Annotated in this window: 12 protein-coding genes; 7 read left to right on the top strand and 5 right to left on the bottom strand. The window is 73.6% G+C overall.

Annotated features, from left to right (window positions below; genetic code table 11):
• The first annotated feature begins 196 nt into the window (after positions 1 to 196).
• The gene (locus tag NAEX_RS47480; RefSeq protein WP_143825541.1) at positions 197 to 826 is read left to right on the top strand and encodes a hypothetical protein; all 630 of its coding nucleotides are present in this window, start codon (positions 197 to 199) and stop codon (positions 824 to 826) included.
• A 157-nt stretch (positions 827 to 983) separates the two neighbouring features.
• Here the strand turns inward: NAEX_RS47480 and NAEX_RS07890 are convergent, their stop codons facing one another.
• The 3 genes from NAEX_RS07890 to NAEX_RS47475 are packed head-to-tail and all read right to left on the bottom strand — an operon-like array spanning position 984 to position 5,172.
• A complete protein-coding gene (locus NAEX_RS07890; protein ID WP_096326901.1) occupies positions 984 to 2,738 on the bottom strand; it encodes an ABC transporter ATP-binding protein in 1,755 nt (584 codons plus the stop codon).
• The gene (locus NAEX_RS07885) at positions 2,735 to 4,510 is read right to left on the bottom strand and encodes an ABC transporter ATP-binding protein (protein ID WP_143825540.1); all 1,776 of its coding nucleotides are present in this window, start codon (positions 4,508 to 4,510) and stop codon (positions 2,735 to 2,737) included. Before NAEX_RS07885 ends, NAEX_RS07890 begins: the two co-directional genes overlap by 4 nt.
• Positions 4,507 to 5,172: a hypothetical protein gene (locus tag NAEX_RS47475; protein WP_143825539.1), complete on the bottom strand. Its 666-nt coding sequence runs from the start codon at positions 5,170 to 5,172 to the stop codon at positions 4,507 to 4,509. The genes NAEX_RS07885 and NAEX_RS47475 overlap by 4 nt, the downstream gene beginning before the upstream one ends.
• A 1,042-nt stretch (positions 5,173 to 6,214) precedes the next feature.
• On the opposite strand from NAEX_RS47475, the gene NAEX_RS07875 reads away from it, so the two are divergent.
• The 4 genes from NAEX_RS07875 to NAEX_RS07860 all read left to right on the top strand — a co-directional run bounded on the left by NAEX_RS07875 (position 6,215) and on the right by NAEX_RS07860 (position 18,376).
• On the top strand, positions 6,215 to 7,882 hold the full coding sequence (locus NAEX_RS07875) for a right-handed parallel beta-helix repeat-containing protein (protein WP_096326898.1): 1,668 nt from the start codon (positions 6,215 to 6,217) through the stop codon (positions 7,880 to 7,882).
• Positions 7,883 to 9,130: 1,248 nt separating this feature from the next.
• Positions 9,131 to 13,597, top strand: coding sequence for a type I polyketide synthase (locus NAEX_RS07870; protein WP_096326897.1), 4,467 nt, complete (start codon positions 9,131 to 9,133; stop codon positions 13,595 to 13,597).
• A 302-nt stretch (positions 13,598 to 13,899) separates the two neighbouring features.
• The gene (locus NAEX_RS07865) at positions 13,900 to 17,421 is read left to right on the top strand and encodes a non-ribosomal peptide synthetase (RefSeq protein ID WP_170135544.1); all 3,522 of its coding nucleotides are present in this window, start codon (positions 13,900 to 13,902) and stop codon (positions 17,419 to 17,421) included.
• Between the two features lie 19 nt (positions 17,422 to 17,440).
• The gene (locus NAEX_RS07860; RefSeq protein ID WP_170135543.1) at positions 17,441 to 18,376 is read left to right on the top strand and encodes a thioesterase domain-containing protein; all 936 of its coding nucleotides are present in this window, start codon (positions 17,441 to 17,443) and stop codon (positions 18,374 to 18,376) included.
• A gap of 215 nt (positions 18,377 to 18,591) precedes the next feature.
• Here NAEX_RS07860 and NAEX_RS07855 read toward each other — a convergent pair whose 3' ends face one another.
• Positions 18,592 to 20,100: a hypothetical protein gene (locus tag NAEX_RS07855; protein WP_096326894.1), complete on the bottom strand. Its 1,509-nt coding sequence runs from the start codon at positions 20,098 to 20,100 to the stop codon at positions 18,592 to 18,594.
• 582 nt (positions 20,101 to 20,682) lie between these two features.
• Positions 20,683 to 21,648, bottom strand: coding sequence for a ferritin-like domain-containing protein (locus NAEX_RS07850; RefSeq protein ID WP_096326893.1), 966 nt, complete (start codon positions 21,646 to 21,648; stop codon positions 20,683 to 20,685).
• Between the two features lie 867 nt (positions 21,649 to 22,515).
• On the opposite strand from NAEX_RS07850, the gene NAEX_RS07845 reads away from it, so the two are divergent.
• The gene (locus NAEX_RS07845) at positions 22,516 to 24,828 is read left to right on the top strand and encodes a PAS domain-containing hybrid sensor histidine kinase/response regulator (protein ID WP_211302370.1); all 2,313 of its coding nucleotides are present in this window, start codon (positions 22,516 to 22,518) and stop codon (positions 24,826 to 24,828) included.
• A 365-nt stretch (positions 24,829 to 25,193) separates the two neighbouring features.
• Positions 25,194 to 25,742, top strand: coding sequence for an RNA polymerase sigma factor (locus NAEX_RS07840; RefSeq protein ID WP_170135542.1), 549 nt, complete (start codon positions 25,194 to 25,196; stop codon positions 25,740 to 25,742).
• Positions 25,743 to 25,916: the final 174 nt, after the last annotated feature.

Here is a 25,916-nt window from a genome sequence, read left to right as displayed (position 1 = left end):
AGATCGGAGCTCCTCAGGACGCACGCGGCGATCCGCCGAACGAGCGCGTAGCTCGCGCTCCGCACCATAAGAAGCCGAGCTCGCCGGGGCCCGCGCTCTGTCCGCTTCGGAGTGCCGGCGTCGACGGGGCTCCGCCCAATCTTTGGAGGTTTCCTTGCAATCCGCGCCGGTCCGCACACGGTTGCGGGTAGGGACCATGCTTACGATTCGCAAACTGTTATGGGGTGCAGCGCTCGTTGCGGCTTGCGGAGACGATCGACATCGGAACGGCGACACTGTCGAACGCTCCTTTGAACCCGGCCGTTACGAGGTAACAGCCGCGAACGTCGTGTTACGGTCCGATGCGCACAGCTACGCCATAGGGAACCTGCGCGAGGGGGCGACCATGGACGTTCACGAGGTCGACGCGAACGGATGGGCTTGGGGGTTCGTCTACGGCGAGGTAAATCGCTGTGCATGGGCTCAGTTCCATGTGAAGAAAGATGGAGTCTCGACGGAAAACTTCGAAGGTCCAATCGATGATCACGTGGACCAATGCGGCCCCAAGACCCCGCTTCCACAAGCGGAGTGGACCACCGGGGAAATCAACGCCAAGCCGGACAAAGGAACGCCTGTACCCATCAACGGATGCCCTTCGCCGCACTACTGGGACAACTGGGATTTTGCGGCTGGTGCCGGAATCGGTCAGCCGCGGGGCTCCGTGACGGCCGGCCAGCAGGTGAGTTGGCGCTACGTCACGAAAGATGGGAAGGGAGTCATGGCCAACATGGGCGAGGGGGAATGGTACTTCTTCTTGAGGGAATGTTTCGACGAGCTCCCTCCGTGACGACGCGTCGCGCGGGAGCCGGCACCCCAAAAGGCCCCCAGGACCGCCGGGCTGATGAGCACGCGTCCGCGGTCATGTCGGTGCTCTTCGTCGGCCCGAGCGAGGGCGACGCCGCGCGGAGATTTCTTTCGAGCCATGTCGCGAGGGACATGTCTCGCTAGACGAAGCTGCGGTCCTTCGTCGATCCGCGGGTGAGCCGCCAGCCCTGGGCGCGGGTGCGCTCGGTCCAGAAGGCTGCGTATCGTCCGCCGCGGCCGACGAGGTCGTGATGTTTGCCGACCTCGACGACTGCGCCGCGGTCGAGCACGACGATCTGATCGGCGGCGACGACGGTGGCGAGTCGATGGGCGACCACGATCACGGTGCGACCGCTGGCGAGCGTGCGGAGGCCGTCGAGCACGGCGGCCTCGTTCTCGGGGTCGAGCGCCGCGGTCGCCTCGTCGAGCAGCACGATCGGGGCGTCCTTCAGCAGCGCGCGGGCGATCGACACCCGCTGGCGCTCGCCGCCCGACAGGCTGCTGCCGCCCTCGCCGACGCGGGTGTCCCAGCCGCGCGGGAGGCGGGCGACGATCTCGTCGACCCGGGCCGCGCGGGCCGCTGCGAGCACCTCGGCTTCGTCGGCGTCGGGGCGGCCCATGCGGATGTTGTCGAGGATCGTGCCGTCGAACAGGTAGACGTCCTGGAACACGAGGGCGATGCGGGCCATGAGGTCCTCGGAGCGCAGGTCACGCACGTCGGCGCCGCCGACCCGGACCGCGCCGCTGCCGACGTCCCAGAAGCGGGCGATCAGGCGCGTGAGGGTCGTCTTGCCCGAGCCCGAGGCGCCCACGAGGGCGGTGACGGTGCCGGGTGCGACGGTGAAGCTCACGTCGCGCAGCACCGGCGCGTCGGCGTAGGCGAAGCCGACGCGATCGACTTCGACCGAGGCGTCGGCGATCGGCGCGGACACGGCGGGCTCGGGCAGCGGGCGCTCGGCCAGCAGCGCGTCCATGCGGCCGACCGCGTTGCCCGCCATGCGCAGCGCGGCCCCGAGGTCGGCGGCCGTGATCAGCGGCTCGACGAAGCGGACCGCGAGCACGAGGAGCGCGACCAACTCGGCGGCGTCGACGGTGCCGCCGAGCGCGAGGTCGGTGCCGAGCAGCAACACGACGGTGAACGCGGCCTGGACCACGAGGTTGAACGCGACGAGCCCCGGGAGCCCGACCCAGAGCAGGCGGCGGCTCGCGTCGCGTTGGTCGCGCAGCGCCCGGTCGAGCGTCTGGGCGCCCGCGGTGGCGCGGCCGAAGGCGCGCAGGACGACCTGGTGCTGCGCGAACTCGACGACGCGCCCGCCGGCCTCCGCTGCGGCCGCGTCGTGGGCGACGTCGGCGCGGGCGATCCGGGCGTTGGTCCAGCGATACGTCAGGGCGAGCAGCGGGGCGCTGGTCAAGGCCGCGAGCGCGAGCCGCCAGTCGAACCAGAACATCGCGACCACCACCGTCGACGGCGTGACGAAGGCGTTGACCACCGGGCGCAGCAGGTGCGCGGGGATCCCCATGGCATCGATCACGCCCTTCGACGTCAGGCGGCCGACCGCGCCCACGCGCGTCCCGTCGAACCAGCCGAGCGGGAGGCGAGCGATCTGGTCGCCCAGCAGCGAGAACAGGGCGCGCGCGAGGCGGATGGCGGCGTGGTAGGCCGCGAGCTGGGTGCGGTAGCGGACGAGCCCGTAGACGACCACCAGGCCGGTGAGCGCGAACAGCCACGGCCCGGCCTCGTCCGGCCGCTGATGCATCAGCGCCGTGAGCAGCGGGACGAGCAGGACGAAGCCGAGGCCCTGAAGGACCGCCTCGACGACGAGGCCGATCAGGTTGAGGCGCAGCGGGTTGGGCCCGGCGGCGCTGTCGGCGATGGTGAGCAGGCGGCGGATCACGACTTCACCTCCGGAGCGAGATCGGCGGCGGACGACGCGGCGTCCCACAGCCGGCGGTAGCGGCCGTCCGCGGCCAGCAGTTCGGCGTGACGGCCGCGCTCGACGATCGCGCCGCCGTCGACGACGACGATCTGGTCGGCGCCGACGATCGTGTGCAGGCGGTGGGCGACCACCAGCAGGGTGCGGCCCGCGGCCAGCGTGGCGAGGGCGTCCTGGATCGCGGCCTCCGACTCGGGATCGGCGAACGCGGTGGCCTCGTCGAGCACGACGATCCGCGGATCGGCGAGCAGCGCCCGGGCGATCGTGACCCGCTGCGCCTCGCCGCCCGAGAGGACCGCGTCCTCGCCGACGACGCTGTCGTAGCCGCGCGGCAGGGCGGCGAGCCGCTCGTGGATCTGCGCCGCGCGGGCCGCCGCCTCGACGCGCGCGTCGCTGGCGGTGGGGTCGCCCAGGCGGATGTTGTCGCGCACGGAGGCCCGCAGCAGGCGCACGTCCTGGAACACGAAGCCGACGCGCTTGTAGAGCTCGTCGGGCGGGAGTTCGCGCAGGTCGACCCCGCCGAGCGAGACGACGCCCGCCGACGGGTCCCAAAAGCGCGGGACCAACTTGGCGAGGGTCGACTTGCCCGAGCCCGAGGGCCCGACGAGGGCCGTGACGGTGCCCGGCGCGAGCACGAGGTCGACCCCGCGGAGCACCTCGGTGGCGCCGTCGTACGAGAAGCGCACGCCGTGGAAGCGCACGGTGTCGTCGGCCGGCACGGGGCCGCCGGGGCCGGCGACCGGCAGGACCGGCGCGGCCAGCAGCGCGGCGATCCGCCCCGCCGCTTGCTGGGCCATGCTCAGGTCCTGCTGGGCGTAGTTGAGGGCCATGAACGGCGCCGTGATGCCGAGGCCGAGCAGCGCGAACGGCAGGACGTCGAGCGGCGCGAGCCAGCCGTTCGCCACGAACAGCGCCCCGGCGGCGAGCACGGCGAGCAGGGCGACGAGCGGGCTCAGCACCAGCTCCGCGAGGGTGCTCGGCACCAGCAGCCCCTTGACCCACTGCCAGAAGAATTCCACAAAGCCGGCCGCCTCGGCGAGGAAGCGCCGGTGGGCGCGGCCCGACTGCCCGAAGGTCTTGACCACGGCGATGCCCTGCACGAACTCGACCGAGGCGCTGTTGACCCGGGCGATGGCGGCGCCGTAGGCGGCCATCTGCGCGCCGTAGTTGCGCATGATCGTAAAATAGAGGCCGACGCCGAGCAGCGCGGGGACCAGCGTGACGAGGGTGAGCCGCCAGTCGATAGTCAGGAGGTAGGCGACCGAGGCGAGCGGCACGACGATCGCGGCGGTGAGCTCGAGGTACGAGTGCGCGACCAGATGGTGGAGCGCGTCGACGTCGTCCTGCAGCGCCTTCTTGACCGCGCCGGAGTTGTGCTCGTCGAACCACCCGAGCGGCACGCGGCCGAGGTGCGCGGCCATGCGGCGACGGATGTCGAGCTGGAGGTCGTTGTCGGCGAAGTGGGTCACGCAGGCCGCCAGACCGAGGAAGACCAGGCGGACCAGCAGGGCCGCGACGCCGGCGACGGCCACCGCCCAGACGCGGTCGCCGTCGACCACCGGCTGGGCCAGCGCGCGCGCCAGCTCGGCGACGGCGACGAAGGGGACCACGCCGGCGATCGAGGCGACGACCTGCAGCGCGCAGGCGCCGGCGATGGCGAGGCGGGCCGGCGCGAGCAGGTCGCGCAGCGCGGCCCGGTCGAGCGAGGGGACGGAGGGGCTGTCGGTCGTCACGATGCTTCTCCTGAAGAAGGGGGCGCGAGGCCGGCGGCGATGCCGTCGAGCACGAGCTGCAGCTTGCGTTCGAACCACCGCCGCGGGTTCGCCACGGCCCGCCGCGCCGGCGCGCGCAGCCGCGGGTCGAGGGCGTCGAGCCAGGTCTCGCCGTCGTCGCGCGCCTGGACGCTCTCCACCAATTGCTTCCCGCGCGCGAACACGTCGTGGACGAGGTCGAACGCGGTGTCGACCGCCAGCAGCGCGGCCTCGGGCCGGAAGCCGTCGTCGATGAGCACTTTTGCGGCCAGGTTGAAGTGAGCGAGCGCGCCGGGCGACATCCCGCCGGCGGCCGAGGCCAGCACGAGCGCCGGGTCGCGCTCGAGCACCGTCCACAACACGCGCGCCTCGGCGTGCAGGAAGGGCCGCCACGGCCCCCGCGGGGCGGGCCAGGGCGCCTCGGCATAAAGCAGATCGAGCGCCGCCATGGCCAGGTCGGCCCGGTCGGTGACGTGCGAGTAGAGCGCCGTGTGCGACACGCCGAGCGCCTCGGCCACGCTCGAGAGGGTGACGTCGGCGAACCCGAGCCGCAGGGCCGCCCGCGCGATCGCGGCGCGCGAGATCTTCGGCGGCCGCCCGCGAGGGCGGGGAGCGACGGGGGCCGCTCGCGGTGACTTGGCCATGGACTTATTTTTAGACAGCCTGTCAGAAATTACAACCGCGACCGTCGGACGAGCCGCGGATTCTTCGCGGTGGGGCCGATCCCTTCGTGCGAGCCGCCGTCGCGTGCGGGCCCGCGTCGCTCGCACGAGTCCGCCACGGGGCCGCGCGAGCGCGGAGCCGGGCTCACCTCGGACGTGATCGTGGAGCCCCGGGGTCGATCGAGTCATGCCCCCGGGCGCAGTCGGTCCATGGAGCGGTCGAGGTGCACCTGTCCGCATGGACATGGACGGCGTATTCGCGGAGGTCGGGGCGGTGGGTCGTCGTAGACCGCGGCGGGAGGTCGGCGCGGCACGGGCCTTCCGCGGACGAAGCGCTCGGGGTGGCCTCGTAGGCGGCGGGAGGGTGGCTGTTTGGACGGACAGGATGGTTTCGGTGCGGCCGTAATGCACTTCGGCGGGCGCCAGGAAGGCGGCCCGTCGTGCCTCGTTCGCGCCGGCGGCCGACGGGGCCCCGCTGCGCGGTGATGGTCAAAGAGACATGTCTTTCAGCGCATGTCGTTCGAAGCGCTCACGGGCGCGGCGGTCGGGCTCGCTTCGTGCCCTTGCTCGGACCGGGCGCGGGCGAGGCGGCGCGGCTCGCGGGCGGCGAGGCGGGGCTTCGGGCCGGCGCCGCGGTCGTCGATGGGCCGGGTGAAGCCGGAGCCGCCTCGTCCTCGCGCGTCGTCCGGCATGCGGGGGCGCCCGCCCTCGTCCGCGCGGCCGCGCCTGATCCCGCGAGACCTATCTCTTCAGACGCATCCTTCACCTCGCATCCGGGCGGCCCCGTCGTCTCCGGCTGCCCGCGCACCGCGCGGCGCCGATCTTCCTGCGCCGATGCCTGCCCGCTCCGCGCCGCTCGGGTGACAAACACTTCAGGACATGTCCTGGAAGACATCCACTCATTGCCCGCCCGCGCTGATCGCGGCGCGCACGGGACGCACCGCCGCGCCTCCGCGCGCTGCCGCCAAGGAGCCTCGCGACCGCGCACACGTGCCCGGCTGCGCCTCGACTATTATTTCCAGCCATGCTGCTTCGTCACCTCCTCGCGCCCGCGCTCGTCCTCTCGCCTGCAGCCGCGCTCGCGGCCGAGATCCCGCTGCAGCCGGGGGACGACTTTTGCGCCGCCTTCAACGCCGCCGCGCCGGGCGACACGGTCGTCCTCGCGCCGGGTGAGTATTCGGGCCCGTGCGTCCTCTCGAGCGGGGGCGCCCCCGGCATGCCGAAGACGCTGCGAGGCGCGGACCCGGACGACCACGCCGTCATCGTCTACGCCGGCCAGAGCTCCAACGTCCTCGACGTCCTCGCCAGCGACATCGTCATCGCCGACCTCACCCTCGGCCCCTCCGGCGCGACGATCGACGCCATCAAGATCAAGGACGGCTCGCGGATCACCATCCAGAGCTGCCTGTTCGACCAGGTCGGAGGGATCTCGATCGCCGCCAACAGCAAGGACAGCGACGGCGTCCAGATCCTCGGCAACACCTTCCTCGACCTCCAGGCCACCGGCATCTACCTCGGCTGCCAGGACGGCATGGACGTCTGCGCCGCCACCAACGTCGTCATCGCCGACAACCTGTTCGACGGGGTCGACTCGTCCGCGGTCGGCTACGCCATGGAGCTCAAGCTCGACAGCCACGGCGTCGTCCGCGACAACGTCATCCACGACACCAAGGGCCCCGGGATCGAGATCTACGGCTCGACCGACCTCGCGCGCGTCAGCGTCGTCGAGCGCAACCTCGTGATCGGCTCGCGCACCGCAGGCACCATCGAGATCGGCGGCGGCCCGGCCGTCGTCCGCAACAACATCGTCGTCGGCGGCGCCGAGGCCGGCCTTTACGTCTACGACTACCAGAACCGCGACCTCGTGCGCGCGATCCACCTCGTCGGCAACACCGTCGTCGGCGACGAGGGCCCGGCGATCCTCTTGAAAGAGTGGGCCGCCGGCAAGGACCTCGAGCTGACCGGCAACGCCGCCTGGCAGAGCGCGGGCGCCGGTCCGGCCGTCCCCGCCGCGATCCCCGGCGTCGCCATGGCCGGCAACGTCGACTGCACCGACGACCCCGCCGCCTGCTGGCTCGACGCCGCCGCCCGCGACTTCTGGCCGACCGAGGGCTCGCCGCTGCGGACCGACGGCGCCGCGCCGACGCTCGCCGACCCGCTCACCGACGACTTCTGCGGCCAGCCCCGCGGGGCCGTCCCGCACGCGGGCGCGCTCGAGTGGACCATGTCCCAGGGGCCAGGTGGGCTGCCGGTCGCGCTCAAGTCGAGCTTCCCCTGCCCGCAGGACGGCGAGACCACCGGCGACCCCACCGGCGAGGGCACCACCGGCGAGGACACCACCGGCGATCCCACCGGCGAGCCCACCACCGACGCGCCGACCACCGGCGCCCCGGGCTCGACGACCGACGCGCCCACGACCACCGACGCCTCGACCACCGACGCCTCGACCGCCGACGGCTCGGCCACCGACGCCTCGACCTCGAGCCCCGGCGCCGCCACGGCGAGCAGCGACTCTGCCACCACCGACGCAGACCCCTCGCTCGACGGCGACTCCGGCTGCGGCTGCCACAGCCGCCACGAGCCCGCCGCGTTGCCGCTCCTGGCCCTCCTCGGCCTGCTCCGCCGGCGCCGTCGCGCCGCGACGAGCGGACCCGCTGCGACGACTGGAGCCGCCGCGTCTCGCATCGTCTGAGGCATGGCTGCCACCTCGCTCCGCCCCGACACGTCGGGGTCGAGCGGCGGGACGCCGTGGGCACCCGCGCGCGGTCCCACCAGTCCGCCGCCACGTCGCGGGCGCCGCGAGCCGGCGAGGCCGGGCGGCGTGGCGGATGTCTGAAGCGACATGTCTTTCAGCGCATGTCGTTCGGGTCATTCGCGGGCGCGGCGGTCGGGCCCGCTTCGTGTCCTCGCTGGGACGCCGCGCGGGCCAGGCGGCGCTGCTCGCGGGCGGCGAGGCGGCGCTGACGGATCCCCTCGGCGTCGCGCTCGGCGGCGGGCGGCGGGGCCGGGCGGACGGCCTCGACGGAGGCCCCGGCGAACTTGCGGCGCAGGTGGGCCGCGAGGGGCCGAGAGCGCGACGCAGGGGGTTATCATCGCAGGCGGGCGTCGCGACGTCCCGCGAGCGCGGCGCTGCCGCGCTCGCGGGAATATTCGTAGCAGGCCGAGGGTGACGACTTGGCCGCATGCGGCCGGGCCCGTGACGGAAAGTGCGTCGAGCGGTCGCTCTCCGTCGCTGCAGGTCGTGTGCATCGGCACGCGCCGGCACCGCAGGGCCAGGATTTGTTTTCGACGGGAGCGCCTTGGCCGCCTCGCATTGCCGTGATGCTGCTGGATTTCTCGGGTCCACGAGGGAGGAAACGCGGCGCCGTTGCAGACCTCGATGCCGTCGGTGTCGGGCTCGACGAGGTCGCAGCGCGCGTCGCCTCCGACGCGCAATTGATCGCGGAGCGACGGGCACTGTATCGAGGCCGGCAGCGAGCCCGTACAGCGGACGCGCGGCATGGGCTCGATGCGAGGTCGGAGGGGGTCGTGCGAGATTTGCAAATTGCCAGAGGACGTCGGCCTTCGTGGCCGCGCCGCCCCCGGCGCCCTGCGGGTCGTGGACGCGTCGGCGCGGGCGAGATCCTCGTCGACGAAAGGACGCGCCGGCGTCGGCGACGCTCGCGGGTGCGACGCGCCGTCGGCGAGGCCCGGAGAGGGGTCCGCGAACGATCGCGGTCGCGGGCCTCGCTCGTGCGCCGGGCGCGGTATGACCGATCGACGTCCGATCGTCCATCCGCGCTCGTCCGCGTCGACCCGATCAGGCGCGGGCCGCACGGACGGTTCGGCCGGGCGAGCGCGATCGGTTCGATTCCTGCCCGCATGGTCGCCTGGATCAATGGGTCCGGCGCACGCATGATTCGCGGCGCTGGCGTGATTTCTCCGGAGAGCGAGGTGGCTGGTGCGATCGGCTGACGAGGTGCGGCGGTGGCTGACGGGGACGGTCGCCGAGATCCTCGGCGCGCCGTCGCGGCGGATCGACGCGCGCGCGAGCTTTCGCAGCCACGGGCTCGACTCGGCGGCGGCGGCGATCCTGGTGAGCCGGCTGTCGGCGTGGCTCGGGCGGTCGGTGCCGCTGACGGCCCTGTGGGAGCACCCGAGCATCGTCGAGCTGACGGCGCACCTGGTCGGTGAGGCGCGGCCGCAGGTGCAGGGCGCGCGCGTGACGGCGGGCGACGAGCCGGTGGCGATCGTCGGGCTGTCGTGCCGCTTCCCGGGCGGGGCCAGCTCGCCGGCGGCGCTGTGGCGCTTGTTGATCGACGAGGTCGACGCGATCGCCCCGATCCCGCCGCACCGCCTCGACCTCGACGCGCTGGCGCGGCTCGAGGCGGCGACCGGCGAGAGCACGGCCCGCGAGGGCGGGTTCCTCGGCGCGGTCGACGGCTTCGACCCGCTGTTCTTCGGCGTCTCGCCGCGCGAGGCGGCCGTCTGCGATCCGCAGCAGCGGCTGGCGCTCGAGCTGGCCTGGGAGGCGCTCGAGGACGCGGGCGTGGCCCCGAGCTCGCTGGTCGGGTCGCCGACGGGGGTGTTCGTCGGCGCGTTGTGGCACGACTTCGCGCTGCTGCTGGCGCGCGCGGGGCTGGCGGCGATCGAGCAGCACACGGCGACGGGCCTGAGCCACGCGGTGATCGCCAATCGCGTGTCGTACGCGCTCGGGCTCGAGGGGCCGAGCATGGCCGTCGACACCGCGTGCTCGGCCTCGCTGGTGGCGGTGCACCTCGCGTGCGAGAGCCTGCGCCGCGGCGAGTCGACGCTGGCGCTGGCGGGCGGGGTCAACCTGATCCTCGCGCCCGACAGCATGGTGCAGATGGCGAGGTTCGGCGCGCGCAGCCCGAGCGGGCGCTGCCGCAGCTTCGACGCCGCCGGCGACGGCTACGTGCGCGCCGAGGGGGCCGGGCTGGTGGTGCTCGAGCCGCTCGGGCGGGCGCTCGCGGCGGGGCGGCGGATCTACGGGCTCGTGCGCGGCAGCGCGGTCAACAACGACGGCCGCAGCAACGGGCTCACCGCCCCGAGCCCGCGGGCGCAGCGGGCGGTGCTGGCGGCCGCGTGCGCGCGCGCGGGGGTGGAGCCGGCGTCGATCGACTACGTGGAGGCGCACGGGACCGGGACGCGGCTCGGCGACCCGATCGAGGCGTCGGCGCTGGCGGCGGTGTACGGCCCCGGGCGCGCGCGGCCGCTGCGGATCGGCTCGATCAAGACCAACATCGGCCACACCGAGGCCGCGGCGGGGATCGCCGGCTTGATGAAGACGGCGCTGGCGCTGCACCACGCGGCGCTGCCGGCGAGCCTGCACTTTCGGACAGGCAACCCCGACATCGACTTCGCGGGGCTGAAGCTGGCGGTGCAGGACCGCCGCGAGTCGTGGCCCGCGAGCGAGGGGCCGGCGCGCGCCGGGGTGAGCTCGTTCGGGTTCGGCGGGACCAATGCGCACGCGGTGCTCGAGGCGGCGCCGCAGGCGGAGCGGATCGTGGCGCTGGCGGCCGGCAGCGAGGCGGCGCTGGCGGCGCTGGCCCGCGAGGCGGAGGCGCGGCTGGCCGGCGGGGCGGCGCTCGAGCGGCCCGGCGACGCGCCGGTCCGGCTGGCGATCGCGGGGCGCAGCGCGGCGGTGCTGCGCGAGGGGCTGGCGGCGTTCGGGCGCGGCGAGGCGGCGCCGGGGCTGGCGCTCGGCGTGGCGCGGCCGCGGCGGCCGGTGCTGGTGTTCTCGGGCCAGGGCGGGCAGTGGCTCGGGATGGGCCGCGCGCTGCTGGCGAGCTCGCCGGCGGCGCGGGCGGTGCTGCTGGCGTGCGAGCGCGAGGTCGCGGCGCGGGTCGGGTGGTCGCTGCTGGACGAGCTGTCGGCGCCCCCGCAGGCGTCGCGGCTGCGGGAGGCCGACGTGGTGCAGCCGCTGCTGTTCGCGGTGCAGGTGGCGATCGCGGCGGCCTGGCGGGCGCAGGGCGTGGTGCCGGCGGCGATCGTCGGGCACAGCGCGGGCGAGGTGGCGGCGGCCCACGTCGCCGGCGCGCTCGACCTCGCCGACGCGGTGCGGGTGATCTGCCTGCGCGGGCAACTGACGCGGCGGATCGCCGGGCTCGGCGGCGTGATGCTGATCGAGCGCTCGGCCGAGGAGGTGACGGCGCTGCTGGCCGAGTTCGCGGGGGTGACGATCGCGGCCCACAACAGCCCGCGGGCGACGGTGGTGTCGGGCGAGCGCGCGATGCTCGAGCGGCTGGCGGAGCGGTGCCGGCGCGAGGAGATCGGGTGCGCCGTGATCGAGGCGGCCTACGCGGCCCACGGCCCGCAGGTCGAGCCGCTGCTCGACGAGCTCGCCCGAGGGCTCGAGGGCGTCGTCGCCATGCCGACGCAGGTGCCGCTGATCTCGACGGTCACGGGGGCGGAGATCGACGGGCGCGCGCTCGCGGCGGGCTACTGGGCCCGCAACCTGCGCGCGCCGGTGGCGTTCGCGGCGGCGATCGAGGGGCTGGCGCGCGACGGCGCCGACCTGTTCCTCGAGGCAGGTCCGCACCCGGTGCTGGGGCCGGCGCTGCAGCAGTGCCTGGCCCACGCGGGGCGCGAGGGGCAGGTGGTCGCGTCGATGCGCCGCGACGGGCCGGGGGCGGGCGAGCTGACGGCCGCGGCGGCGACGCTGTGGACGCTCGGGGTCCGGGTCGCCGCGATCGAGGGGCGCGAGCCGGTCGCCGAGGCGGCCAGCGTCTTGCCGGTGTCGGGGCACACGCGCGAGGCGCTGCGCGAGCGGGTGGCGGGGCTGGTGGCCGCGCTGACCGACGCGGCGGCGCCGGCCCTGGACGACCTGTGCCACACCGCGGCGCTCGGGCGCGACCACCTGGCCCACCGGGTCGCGGTGGTGGCCGACACGATGGACGGGCTGCGCGAGCGCCTGGCGGGGGCGCTGGCCAGCGGGGCCGACGCGGGCGCGCCGGCCGAGCGCCCGCCGCGGGTCGCGCTGGTGTTCCCGGGACAGGGCGGGGCGTGGGCGGGCATGGGCCGCGAGCTGCTGGCGCAGGAGCCGGCGTTCCGCCGGGCGCTGTACGCCTGCGACGCGGCGATCGAGCGCCACGCCGGCTTCTCGGTGGCGGCGGCGCTGGCCCGCGGCGAGGCGCCGGACGACGCCGCGCGCGTGCAGCCGCTGCTGTTCGCGGTCCAGGTCGCGCTGGCGCGCACGTGGGCGGCCTGGGGGGTCGAGCCGGTCGCGGTCGTCGGCCACAGCATGGGCGAGGTCGCGGCGGCGCACGTGGCCGGCGCGCTGGCGCTGGACGACGCCGCGCGGTTGATCGTCCGCCGCAGCCGCCGGATCGGCTCGCTCGCCGGGCGCGGCACGATGGCGCTGGTCGACGCGACCCCGGCGACGCTCGAGCGCGCGCTGGTCCGCCACGCCGGGCACGTCAGCGTGGCGGCCCGCAACGGCCCGCGCAGCTTCCTGCTCGCCGGGGAGGCCGCGGCGCTGGCGGCGATCGTGGCCGAGTTCCAGGCAGCCGGGGCGTTCGCGCGCCTCACCGGCCTGCCGTTCCCGATCCACTGCGCGCTGTCGCGGCCGATCGCGGGCGCGCTCGCGCAGGACCTCGCCGGGATCGCGCCGCAGCGCGGGCGGGTCCCGATCTACTCGACCCTGCTCGGGCGCCCGATCGACGGCGCCGAGATGGACGCCGACTACTGGCTGCGCCACGCGCTCGAGCCGGTGCGCTTCCACGAGCAGACCCGCGCGCTGCTCGACGACGGCGTCGACGTGCTGCTCGAGGTCGGCCCGCACCCGGTGCTCGCGCACGCGTGCGAGCAGACGATCGCCGAGCGCGGGGCGCCGGCGCTGGTGCTGTCGTCGCTGCGCCGCGGCGGCGGGCGGGCGCACCTGCTCGAGGTGCTGGCGCGGCTGTACCAGCGCGGGCTGGCGGTCGCGTGGCCGGCCGTGCTGCCGCGCGCGGGGTCGATCGTGTCGCTGCCGACCTACCCGTTCCAGCGCCGGCGGCTGTGGCCCGCGGCGCTCGCGGGCGGCGAGGCGGAGCTCGGGCCGGTGCGCGCGGAGGCGCCGGCGCAGCCCGAGCTGGCGGCGCTGGCGGAGGCGCTGGGGGCGGAGCCGTCGGCGCCGCGGATCGAGCGGTTCGTGCAGCTGGTGGCGGGCGAGCTGCTGGCGCTGGCTCCAGCGGCGCTGTCGCCGACGCTGTCGCTGCGGCGGCTCGGGCTCGACTCGCTGGGGGCGATGCGGCTCGCCAACCGCGTGCGCGAGGCGCTGCGGGTCGAGGCGCCGGCCCCGTTGTTCCTGGAAGACCGCAGCGTCGCCGCGCTGGCGCTGGCGCTGGCGGAGTTGGCGGCGCAGGGCCGCGGACGGGTGGCGTCGGCGAGCGAGCTGGCAGCAGCGATGGAAGAGGAGGGCCTGTGAGGACGGCGGTTCTGAACGGTGAATCCGTGGAGCGCGAGGCGAGGGCCGGGAGCGCGGCGGTGCTGCAGGGTGAATCCGTGGAGCGCGAGGCGAGGGCTGTGAGCGCGGCGGTGGTGGATGGTGCATCGCCGGCGCGCGACGGAAAGACCTCGAGCGCGGCGACGCCGAACGGTGCATCGCCGGCGCGCGAGGGACGGGCTGTGAGCGCGGCGACGCCGAATGGTGCATCGACGGAGCGCGAAGGAAGGGCTGTGAGCGCAACGACGTCGAATGGTGCATCGATGGCGCGCGAGGGCGGGCGTGTGAGCGCGGCGACGCTGGTCGGCGGGTTGGTGGAGCGCGGGCTCCGGCTGTGGGCCGAGGGCGAGCAGCTGCGGCTGCGCGCCGAGCCGGGGGTGGTGACGCCGGCCGACCGCGAGGCGCTGCGCGTCGCCAAGGCCGAGGTGCTGGCGCTGTTGGCCGGGCGGGTGGCCACGCCGATGTCGAGCGTGCAGCGCCGGCTGTGGTTCTTGACGCGCTTCGACACCTCGCGGCCGGCGTACCTGGTGACCCAGGCGTACGCGCTGCGCGGGCCAATCGACGCCGACGCGCTGGCGCGGGCGCTGGGGCGCGTGGTGGCGCGGCACGAGGCGCTGCGGGCGACCTTCGCCGAGCTCGACGGCTTCCCGGTGCAGCTCGTGCTGCCGACCTGGGCGCCGGCGCTGATGCGGCTCGAGCTGGCGGCGACCGCCGATGACGCCGTGATCGCCGAGGCGACCCGGGCCGCGCTGTGCCGGCCGTTCGCGCTCGACCGCGAGCCGCCGGTGCGCGCGTGCCTGATCGGCTGCGGCGGCGCGCGATCGATCCTCGCGCTGGCGTTCCACCACCTCGTGATCGACGGCGCCTCGCTGGCGCTGCTGGCCGCCGAGCTCGGGCCGCTGTACGCCGCCGAGCTCGCGGGCGCGGAGCCGGGGGTGCCGGCGCCGGCGCTCGGCCACGGCGACTTCGTGGCCTGGGAGCGGCGCGTCCACGCGGCCGCCGACCACCTCGAGTTCTGGCGCGCGCAGCTGGCCGACCTGCCCGTCATCGAGCTGCCGCAGGACCGCCCGCGGCCGCCGCTGCAGAGCTACCGCGGGCGACAGCTGCAGTTCACGCTGCCCGGCGACGTCGAGCACGCGCTGCAGCGGGCCGCGGCCGACGCAGGCGTGACCCGCTTCGCGGCGCTGCTGGCGGTGTTCCTGGTGACGCTGCAGCGGCTGTGCCGGGCGCGCGACCTGGTAGTCGGGACGCCGCACGCGAACCGCGACGACCGCGGGATCGAGTCGCTGATCGGCTGCCTGGTGAGCACGGTGGTGCTGCGCGTCGAGGTGGCGCGCGGGCTGTCGTTCCGCGAGCTGCTGCGCCGGGTCGACGCCTGCTGCCGCGAGGCGTTCGCCCGCAAGGACGTCGCGTTCGAGCGGCTGGTCGAGCTGTCGGGGCAGCCGCGCGACCCGGCCCGCACGCCGCTGTTCTCGGTGTTCTTCGGCGCGCAGAGCCCCGCCGAGCCGCCGGCGCTGCCGGGCGTGCGCGCGGAGGCGTGGCCGTTCGACCCGCAGGTCGCCACCTTCGACCTCGAGTGCCAGTTCGTCACCGGCCCGGGCGGGACGCGCGGGACGCTGACGTACACGACCGACCTGTTCGAGGCGCCGTTCGCCGGCCGCTTCGTCGAGGCGTTCGTCCAGCTGGCCGCCGGGCTGGCGGCGGCGCCGGGGACGTCGATCGACGCGGCGCCGATGCTCGACGAGCTGCGCGCCCGCGAGGTCGTGCTGGCCTACAACCGCACAGCGGCGCCGTTCCCCCGCGAGGCCACGCTGCCCGCGCTGGTGCGCGAGCAGGCCGCGCGCACGCCGGAGGCGCCGGCCGTGACGCACGCGGGCCGGACGTGGCGCTATCGCGAGCTGGCGGGGCGGGTGGAGACGATCGCGGCGGCGCTGGCCGCCCGCGGGGTCGGCCCGGGGCAGATCGTGGCGGTGCTCGGGGAGCGCTCGGCGGAGCTGCTGTGCGCGCTGCTCGGGGTGCTGGCGGCCGGCGCGGCCTACCTGCCGCTCGACCCCGCGTTCCCCGAAGACCGGCTGCGCTTCATGATCGCCGACAGCGGAGCGACGCTGGTGATCCGCGACGCGGAGGCGCGCACGGTGCCGGGCGACGCGCCGAGCGTCACGGTCGCGGCGCTCTCCGCGGGGTCGAATGGGCACAGGCACGCGTCGATCGTCGAGGTCGACGGGTCGAGCCATCGATACCACGACGAATCCACCATCGAGGCCGACGGACTGACGCACGATCACACCCGTGCCTCGATCGTCGAAGCCGTGAAACCGACGAATCGGCGCACTGATGAATCCGTCGTCGAGGTCGCGCCGACGAACGTGCCCCACAGCGGCCCCGAGGACCCCGCGTACGTGCTCTACACCTCGGGCTCGACCGGCACGCCGAAGGGGGTGGTGGTCCGCCACCGCAACCTCGTCAGCTGCCTGTCGGCGATGGCGCGCGGGCCGGGGATCGCCGCGAGCGACGCGCTGCTGTCGGTGACGACCTGGGGCTTCGACATCGCCGCGCTCGAGCTCTTCCTCCCGCTGACGCACGGGGCCCGGCTGGTGCTCGCCGACACCGCGGCGCTGGCCGACGGCGCGCAGCTGCAGGCGCTGCTGGCCGCGGAGGCGGTCACGGTGATGCAGGCGACGCCGGCGACGTGGTCGCTGCTGGTCGCGTCCGGGTGGCCGGGCGACGGCAAGCTGCGGGCGCTGTGCGGCGGCGAGCACCCGCCGCGCGCGCTGATCGACTGGCTGGCGTCGCATTGCGCCGAGCTGTGGAACATGTACGGGCCGACCGAGACGACCATCTGGTCGACGCGCGCCCGCCTGGCGCCCGGCGACCCGATCACGCTCGGTCGGCCGATCGAGAACACGCAGGTGTTCGTGCTCGACCCCGAGGGCCAGCCGCTCGGGCCGGGGGCGCCGGGCGAGCTGTGGATCGCCGGCGAGGGGGTGGCCGCCGGCTACCTCGGCCGCCCGGAGCTGACCGCCGAGCGCTTCGTCGACAAGAACCCGGCGGGCCTGCTGCCGGCGCCGATCCGCTGCTACCGCACGGGTGACCTGGTGCGCTGGCGCGACGACGGCCAGCTCGAGTTCCTCGGGCGCCTCGACGATCAGGTGAAGATCCGCGGCCACCGCATCGAGATCGGGGAGATCGAGCACGCGCTGTCCCGCCACCCGTCGATCCGCGAGGCGGCCGTGGCGGCGCGCCCGGGGCCCGACGGGGAGCGACAGCTGGTGGCGTTCGTGTGCGCCGCGGCCGGTCAGGTGGTGCGAACCGCCGAGCTGCTCGAGTCGCTGCGCCGCAGCCTGCCGGCGTACATGGTGCCGGCGCGGGTGGTGGTGCTGCCGGAGCTGCCGCGCACGCCGAACGGCAAGCTGCACCGGCAGGCGCTGCTGACGGCCCGGATCGCCCCGGCCGAGTCGGAGGCCCGCTACGCGCCGCCGGCCGACGCGGTCGAGGCCGCGGTCGCGGCGCTGTTCGCCGAGCTGCTGCCCGGCCGCGCGCCGGGCCGCGACGACGACTTCTTCGCGCTCGGCGGGCACTCGCTGCTGGCCGCGCGCCTATTGTTCGCGGCCAAGCAGCGGCACGGCGTCGCCCTGACGATGACCGAGCTGTTTCAGGCGCCGACGGTCGCGGGCCTGGCGAGCGCCATCAAGCTGGCGCGCCTGCGGGCCGCGGCCGCGAACGGAGATCTCGAAGCGCTGTCGGCGATGCTCGCCGAGCTGCGCGAGGAGGAGGCGCGCGACCTGCTCGCGCGCCTCGATGCGTGAGGACAAAAGGTACGACACCATGGACCAGTCACTATCGAACACCAAACAGGACCTGCTGCGCGCGCTGATCAAGAACCGCGAGCAGACGACCGCGCGCGCCGCCGCCGAGGTGCCCTCCAACATCGTGCAGTTCAAGAAGGGCGCGCCCGGCGGGCCGTCGCTGTTCTTCTTCCCGGCGACCGACGGCGGGGCGTCGTACTTCCGCTACCTCGCGCCGCACCTGCCGGAGTCGGTGTCGCTGTACGGCTGCCAGGCACCAGGCTTCGACGAGGAGCGCGAGCCGTTCGGCTCGGTCGAGGAGATCGCGGCCTACAACCTCCGCCACATCCGCGCGATCCAGCCGCACGGGCCGTATTACATCGGCGGCTTCTGCATGGGCGGCCTGCCGTCGTACGAGGTGGCCTGCCAGCTCCAGGCCCAGGGCGAGGAGGTGGCGCTGCTGCTCAACGTGATGCCGGTGTTCCTGCGCCCGTGGGCCTGCCTGCCCGGCACCGACGCCCTGCAGCTGCGCGCGATCGAGGACCACCTCTTCATCTTCGAGCGCATGCTCGGGATCCACGTGGTGCTGCCGATGGACCAGATCCGCGCGCTGCCCGAGCCGGAGCGCTACGCGTTCGTGACGGCCTTCATGCGCGACGCGGGCTTCCTCAAGAGCCCCGCCGAGGAGCACCTGTTCATGCACCGCATGAAGATGTACGAGGCCGGCCTGCGGGCGATGCTCGGCTACAAGCCGGCGCGCACGTTCCAGGGCGAGATCGAGGTGATCGTGGTCGGCAAACCCGACCGCGGCGAGCTCGAGCTCGACCTCAATACGTCGTACACGTGCGCGCTCCGCAGCACGCCGCCCGAGCAGGTCAACTATCACCCGCTCGACGCCGACTCGGCGGCGATGTTCAGCGGCAGCGAACCCGACAGCGGGCTCATCGCCCGGCGCATGGGCGAGTTCCTGCGGTGAGGGGAAAGACGATTCGCAGCCGAACGGCGGGCAGCGCTGCGCTCGCCGCCCGGCCGTGAGTCGTAGTCGAGGATCCTCGGGAGATTCGCGGCCGCTGGGCTCGTCCAGCGGCGCAGGGATGAATGGCGGCGAGTCGATTTTTGCGGGGACCAGGCGCTGCTACGATAGAGGCCGCGCTCGTCGCCGACAGCCGCAGGCGCGGCGCTCCGGAGCGATCATTCGATGCACCGACCTGCCAGCGCCGCCTGCGTCTCGCCTTGCCGCAGCGTCCACACGCCGCCCGGGAGCGTCGGCGGCACGTTGCCTTCGAGCGAGGCAAGGTGGTCGTCGAAGAACGCGTCGCGGTCCCAGATCGTGACGGTCGCCGTGGCACCCGGCCGCAAGTACAGGTCGGTCAGTTCGCCCTCGGTCGAGTAGCTGCGAACCATCGGCAGGCCGATCCGGCGGCCTTCGCTGTGCAACGCGACCGTGAGCTCGGGGGCCGAGCCGTCAGCGTCGTACTCCCGCTCGGCCACGCGCGCCGCCAGCGACGAGAACTGCCACAGGTGGCACGGCGAATCGACTCCGGGCCGCTGCGGCGGCGGAGCGTCGGCGTGCGGCCGCGCCGGCTCGCAGCGCGCGAGCGCCCGCTCGTGGGCTCGCGGGTCGACGAAGGTCAGCCCGCGGTCGCTGCATCGCCGCCGCGGATCGATGCGGCAGTCCTGAGCGCGCTTGCGGCTGGCCTCGAGCGCGGCGGCGTAGCGCGCGTGCAGCCGCTCGAGCTCCCTGGCGTCGCCGCGGCGCTTGCACGCGCCGGCGGCGATCCGCGCCTGCACCTCGGCGTCGGCGTCCTTGAGCTCGCCGTGGCGGACGGCCAAATCGTCGAGGAAGCGCCGCTGCTCGAGCACGTTCCACAGGTCGGCCCCGCGCGGCAGGTTGGAGGTCACCTGGTACGGCTTCACCACCAGCTGGGTCGGGACCGTCGCGCCCAGTTGGACCTGCTGCTCGAACGCGTAGGCCTGGTGCACCAGGGCGCCCACGTCCCGCAGCTCGCTCATCGAAGTCCATCCGCCCGGGCCGCCGCCGTTCTGCAGCACGTAATAGCGGGCCCGGTGCCGCTCGAAGAATTGCCGGTTCTCGCGGCTCACGCCGCCCTTGCCGCCGATGCCGAAGAAAGACACGCCGGCGTGGCCCGACAGCCTGCGCACGTCCTCGTCGGCGACCTCGTCGAGGGCGACGATGCCGAGGAACAGCCCGCCGCTGCGCACCGCCGCGACGAAGCCGTCGCCGCACTTCTCGTAGAACTTGTGCGCCCCCTCGCGGCGCAGCGTCGCGGCCGCGTCGTCTTGCAGGCGGTAATCGACCAGTGACTGGCCTGGGGAGTCGTAGGAGATCCGGATCACCGCGAAGGTGGTGGTCGACCGCTGCGTATGGCGCTCGAGGTCCTCGAACCCGAGGTCGAGGCCGAAGCCGAAGATGCCGAGGCTCACGCCGCCGGAGAAGCCGGCCGCGCGAACGACCTCCTCGCGGTTGCGCACGATGAACACCTCGCGCTGCCACCTCCCGCCGCGTCGCGCGCGACTGACAGGTTTCGGTGCCACACAGGCGCCGCGGGTCTCGTCCGACAGCGAATCGTAGCCGTGCCCGAGCTGGGCCTCGGGCGGCGCGAGGACCTCGAGCGACTGACCGGTGTTGACGCCGGCGCACGCGGCGAGTGATAAGGCGGTGATGCATAGGACCCGCATGGCCCTGCAATGTATCGATCTCGCGCTCCCGTCAGAACCCGCCCCGTGCCGCCGGCTCATGCGCGTCCTCACTGCAATCGTGGTGACCGGAATGGTGGCCTGCGGCAACGCGAGGTCCGCCCCATCGACGCCGCCCGAGCCGGTCGTGGAGTCGGACCCGGGTCCGCCGTGGTGGTCCCCTCCGCCACCTCCGCCCCGCGCCTCGACGGCGCCGACCGTCGAGCGCGGCGAATCGTCGTGGACGGTCGAGGGCCGGAGCACCAGCACGGAGACCCACATGCGCGTGGACTCGCCGGCTCCGCCGACGTCGGGGCCGGCGCGGGATGCTTCGCCGGCCGGCTCGTGCTGCCGCATGTGTCACAAGGGCAAGGCCTGCGGCAACACCTGCATCGCCCGCGACCGAGCTTGTCACACGCCGCCAGGGTGTGCCTGCGACGAATAGCGGGAGCGCACTGCCTCGTCGACTGCAGCGGCGGAGCAGTTCTCGGCAGGGCAGGAATGGTGAGGAGCTGCGGAACGGCGTTTCGCTGGTACAGGGATTCTCGGTCCGGGACGCGCTCGCGGTCGAAGCGCTCGCAGTTCTCAGCCGACCGCGCCGATCGCCGCGGTCACCTCGCGGGCGAAGCGTTCGGCCATCGCTGCCGCGCGCGCGGGCGAGGGCCAGCCGAGCTCGGGCGGGGCGCTCGCTGCGGCCTTGCCGGTCCCGCGGGGCAACGCCGCCAATGCCCGCAGCTGCGCGGCGCGGACCTCGGCCTGCTGCGCCGCGGTGAGCTGTCCCAAGAGCCATGTGTGGAGATCCCAGGCGAGCTGGCCGTGGCGCAGCTCGTCGGCCGCGATCGCGGCGAACAGGGCGCGCAGCTCGGGGCCCTCGGCGTGGCGGGCCTGGTGAGCCGCGAGCGCCGCCGCGAACGCCTCGGACACGCAGCCCTCGACGGCGTTGTGCAGCGCGACGGCGAACAGCTCGGCGGGCGGTGGATCGGCGGTGGGGAGCGGCACCTCGGCGCCCTCGCGCCGGGCCAGCGCGGTCATCTGCTCGGCATGCACGACCTCGTCGGCCGCGGCCTCGTGGCAGCGGCGGATCAACGCCTCCGGCGCTTCGCGCCCCTGAAGCCAGGTCGCAAGCTCCTCGAACGCCCGCACCGACGCGCGCTCGAGGTGGGCCTGCGCCGCGAACCACTCGGTGCGGCAGTCGAGGTCGGCCTCCACCTCGTGGTGCCCCTGCGGTCGGCGGCCGAGGCAGATCTCCGTCTTCAAGTACTTGGCCTCGCAGGTCACCTCGACCTCGGTGTTGGCGGCGTCCCACGGCGCGTCCGGCTGCTCCTTGCCGCTGGCGTCGCAGCTCAGCGCCTCCAGGAGTTCGGGGTCGCCGAGCCCGCTCTCGACCCGGCGGCGGCAGGCCTCCTCGCAGCGGTCGTCGTCGCTGCCCTCGAGCTCGCGGACCTCGGTCAACTCCGCGTCCCTCAGCACGTTCAAAAACCCCTGGGTGACCTCGCGGGTCTTCCCGCAGTTTTCATTAAATCCGTCGTTGCAGGCCGACAGGGCGAGCACGGCGGTGACGACGGCGGACAGAGAAATAGGCGAGGAATGAGCGGTCGATGTCACGGCGAAGTCGCTCCATTAGTGAAAAAAGGTCAGTCATCCTCAGGAGAACCTTTTAGGCGGTCCGAGTCAAGCGAGCGGCGCCGCCTCGCCCCGGTGCCTGGCCTGCCGGCCGCTCCCAGGCGCTCCATGGGGGCCGCGCCATGAGCGCAGAAATCTCGGCCCCGCGCTCGCCCGCGCCCAGGCTGGCGCCGACGATTCCTCGGACTTGCGGGACGTCTGTTGCAGGAGCAGCTGCTATTCGCGAATCATGAAGCGGTCCTGCCGCGATCGGTGTTACGATTCACGCTCGCACGTCGATATCATCCATTGACGGAGGAGCTGGGCGGCCGGCGGTGATGATCTCGATGCCCAGCTCCCCACCGATCGAAGCGGGCGACCCGGGCCGGTCGAGCCGCGAGCGACCGGGGGTATCGAAGTCGTCTCGGCGACCCGAGCGGCATGCCCATCAGGCTCGGGAATTCGACGGCCATGGCGAGTCGAGCCGCGGGCGGCGAAGGCGATCTCGTCGCGGATACACCCGTCGAGCGAGCTCGTCGGTGAGAGAGCGTCCGTCGGCGGCGCCAGCTTTGCGTCGACGCAATGGAGGCCGCTGTGGGCTCGGCTCGAGGGCCGGGCGTGCGCTTGGCCACATGTTTCAACGGTGAGGGAGGAACCGGACTTCGCCTGCGGCCCTTCATGCAGGGAGGGGTCCCTGCGCGGTCCCTGCGCCCCTCTCCGCCGAGAGCGGACAGAGGAGTGTTTTTTGCGTCTTTTCTTGATAGGAGCACCCGACAACCTAGCGAAGACCCGAGCGGACGACAGTGAGGGGGCAGCATGAGCGCTCTGGTGGAGCTTATCGAGGGACAGAAGGACCGGTTGCTGGCGGCGTGCGAGCGCCGGCTCGCAGAGCGCGGCGTATGCGCCAAGCAATTGCCGCGGTACCTCGACATGCTGTGTCAGGCGCTCCGGGACGCGGGGGCTTCGCTGGACTCGGGGCTGCCGGGCGAGGTCCACGAGGTCGGGGCGCTCGTCGAGGCGGTGCTGGAGCTGCGGAGCGAGGGCGCGACGCCGCTGGACCCGCGGGACGTGGCCGTCGTCGCCAAGTGGAGCGCGGCCTGCAGCGCCGAGCTGAACGCCGAGCGGTTCATGGCCGATTCGCAGCGACGGTTCGAGCTGTTCGAGCAAGCGCCGGGCTTCGTCGCGTTCCTGCGCGGGCCCGAGATGGTGTTCGAGGTGGCCAACGCGGCCTACCACCAGCTCGTCGGCCACCGCCGCGTCGTCGGCAAGACGGTGCGCGAGGCCCTGCCTGAGCTCGCCGGCCAGGGCTACTTCGAGCTGCTCGAGCGCGTCTACACGACGGGCGAGCCGTACATCGGCACGCAGCAGAAGGTGGTGCTGCAGCCGCGGCCGGGCGAGGAGCCGATCGAGATCTGCCTCGACTTCATCTATCAGCCGATCCGTGACCCCGGCGGGCAGGTGACCGGGATCCTCGTGCAGGGCCAGGACGTGACCCAGTTCCGGCTGCTCCACCAGCGTCGCGAGGTGGCCGAGGCCGCGCTGCGGGCCTCGGAGGAGCGCTACCGCCGGCTCTTCGCGTCGCTCGACGACGGCTACTGTCTGCTGCAGATGATCGTCGACGCCAACGGCGAGACCGTCGACTATCGCTTCCTCGAGGCCAACTCGGCGTTCGAGACGCACACGGGCCTGGTCGGCGCGGTCGGGCGGACGGCGCGCGAGATGGTGCCCGACCTCGACGAGTCCTGGTTCCGCCTCTACGCCCGCGTCGCGGCGACCGGCGAGACCGCCCGGTTCGAGAACCACGCGCCTGCCCTGAATCGATGGTTCGAAGTCTGTGCCACGCGCGTCGGCGAGGCCGAGCTGCGGCAGGTCGCGCTGGTGTTCAAGGACATCAGCGAGCGCAAGCGGAACGAGGCGACCCGCGCCGAGCTGTTCGCGCGCGAGAGCGCGGCGCGGCGCGAGGCCGAGGCGGCGACGCAGCTGCGCGACGAATTCCTGGCGACGGTCAGCCACGAGCTGCGGACGCCGCTCACCTCGATCCTCGGCTGGGCGCAGATGCTGCAACTCGACGGGCTGCCGGCCGAGCAGCGTCGCCACGCGATCGACACCATCGAGCGCAACGCTCGGGCCCAGGCCCAGCTGATCGAGGACCTGCTCGACGTCAGCAGCATCCTCGCGGGCAAGCTGCGCCTCGAGGTCCAGGCGGTCAAGATCCGCGAGATCGTCGAAGCGGCCCTGGATACGGTGCGCCCGGCGGCGGAGGCCAGGGGGGTGCGCCTGCAGGCCACGCTCGCCTCGGGCGCGACGGTGATGGGCGACCCGCAGCGGCTGCAACAGGTGGTGTGGAACTTGCTGAGCAACGCGGTGAAGTTCACGCCGCGCGGAGGCCGGGTGCAGGTGCTGGTGGAGCGCCGCGACTCGTCGGTCGAGATCGTGGTCGCCGACACCGGCAAGGGCATCCGCCCGGAGTTTCAGCCGCACGTGTTCGAGCGCTTCCGCCAGGCCGACGGCGCGACGACGCGCCGCCACGGCGGGCTCGGGCTCGGATTGTCGATCGTTCGTCAGCTCGTCGAGATGCACGGCGGGACGGTCGGTGTATTCAGCGAGGGCGAAGACCGCGGGTGCAGCTTCACGGTGCGGATCCCGCTGGCGGTGACGCTGCGGCGCGAGATCGAGGCGCGCGAGACGCCACGGGAAGGACCGGCGGCGAAGGATTTGCAATGCCCACCCGAGCTCGCGGGGCTCCGCGTCCTCGTCGTGGACGACGAGCGGGACACCCGCGAGATGCTGGGCATGCTGCTGCAGCGCTGCGGGGTGGAGGTGCTGCTGGCGGGCTCGGCGGCCGAGGCCCTGCAGCAGATCGTGTCGGAGCGCCCGGACGTGCTGATCTCCGACATCGGCATGCCCGGCGAGGACGGTTACATGCTGCTCGAGCGCGTCCGCAGGTTGCCTCGCGACGCCGGTGGCAGCATTCCCGCGGTGGCGCTGACGGCCTATGCGCGCTCGGAAGATCGCACGCGGGCGCTCCTCGCAGGATTCAACAATCACGTGGCGAAGCCGGTCGAACCCCTCGAGCTGCTGGCGGTCATCGCGTCCCTGTCGTGGCGCACGCGCAAACCGCCGACCTGAAGCGGGTCGAAGGAGGCCGTCTCGGCGGCGCAGCCGGCCGTGACGAGTCCGGCCCGGTGCGCTCCGGCCCGGCGCAGCCGGTCCGTAAGCGTCAGGCAACCCGCGATTGAGCTCACCGGCAGCGTCGGCGACGGCCGAACCGGCCGCCGCACCGCCGCCGGTGCGGCGTCGCCCGACCCACCGGCTGAACAGTGCACATCACGAGCATGGCCGCCAACACGTTGGGGTGCATGGTCACGCCGAGCTCGCCACCCGCGGGGATGACTCCGACGAGCGAGGAGGTAGTATGTGCCGTACCGATGCTCGACGATCACGCGCTGCTCAAGGCTTGGCAAGGGGGGGACGAACGGGCGGGAAGGACCCTCGTGGAACGCCACTACGAGGCGGTCGTTCGCTTCTTCGCCACCAAGGATCGGGCTCGCGCGCCGGACCTGATCCAGCAGACGCTGGTCAAGCTAGTCGAGTCCGTCCCGCGGATTGCGAAGGACTGCAACGTCCGTGCGTACGTGCTGGGCATCGCCCGCCACGTGCTCTATGACCACTTCCGCGCGGCCTATCAGACCGCCGCGCGCTTCGACTTCAGCGAGCGCTCGGTCGCAGACCTACAGCCGGGGCCGAGCAGCATCCTCGCCCGTGAGCACCAGACCCGGCTGCTGTTTCAAGCCCTGCGGCAGCTGCCGCTCGAGAGCCAGCTGCTCGTCGAGCTGTACTACTGGGAGGAGCTCACGGCCCGCGAAGTCGCCGACATCCTCGGCATGCCGGAGGGCACGGTGCGCACGCGTCTGCGGCGCGCCCGGCACCTCTTGGAGCAGGCGCTCACACGCCTCGCCGAATCTCCCGAGGAGCTCCACAGCACGCTCACGGACCTCGACGGATGGGCCCGCCGGGTCCGCGAGGCGCTGCGCTCGGCGTGAGGGCTCGCGGCCCGCATCTCGACGACTTGCGATCGCGCCCCCGGACCCGCTCCGGCAGCGGAGCGACAGGCCCGAAATCGCCGGCGTTTGCCTGAGCTCGTGCCTGTCGGTGTGTATCCCCGAGCACCGGCCCGCAGGGCCACCCCGCGTGGTGCTCGCCCGCGAAGGGGTCCG

Origin of the sequence: Nannocystis exedens (assembly GCF_002343915.1) — a bacterium.
GTDB classification, from domain to species: Bacteria; Myxococcota_A; Polyangia; order Nannocystales; family Nannocystaceae; genus Nannocystis; species Nannocystis exedens.
Note: the sequence above shows the minus strand (reverse complement) of the source record. Positions and strands in the feature narration are given on the sequence as shown.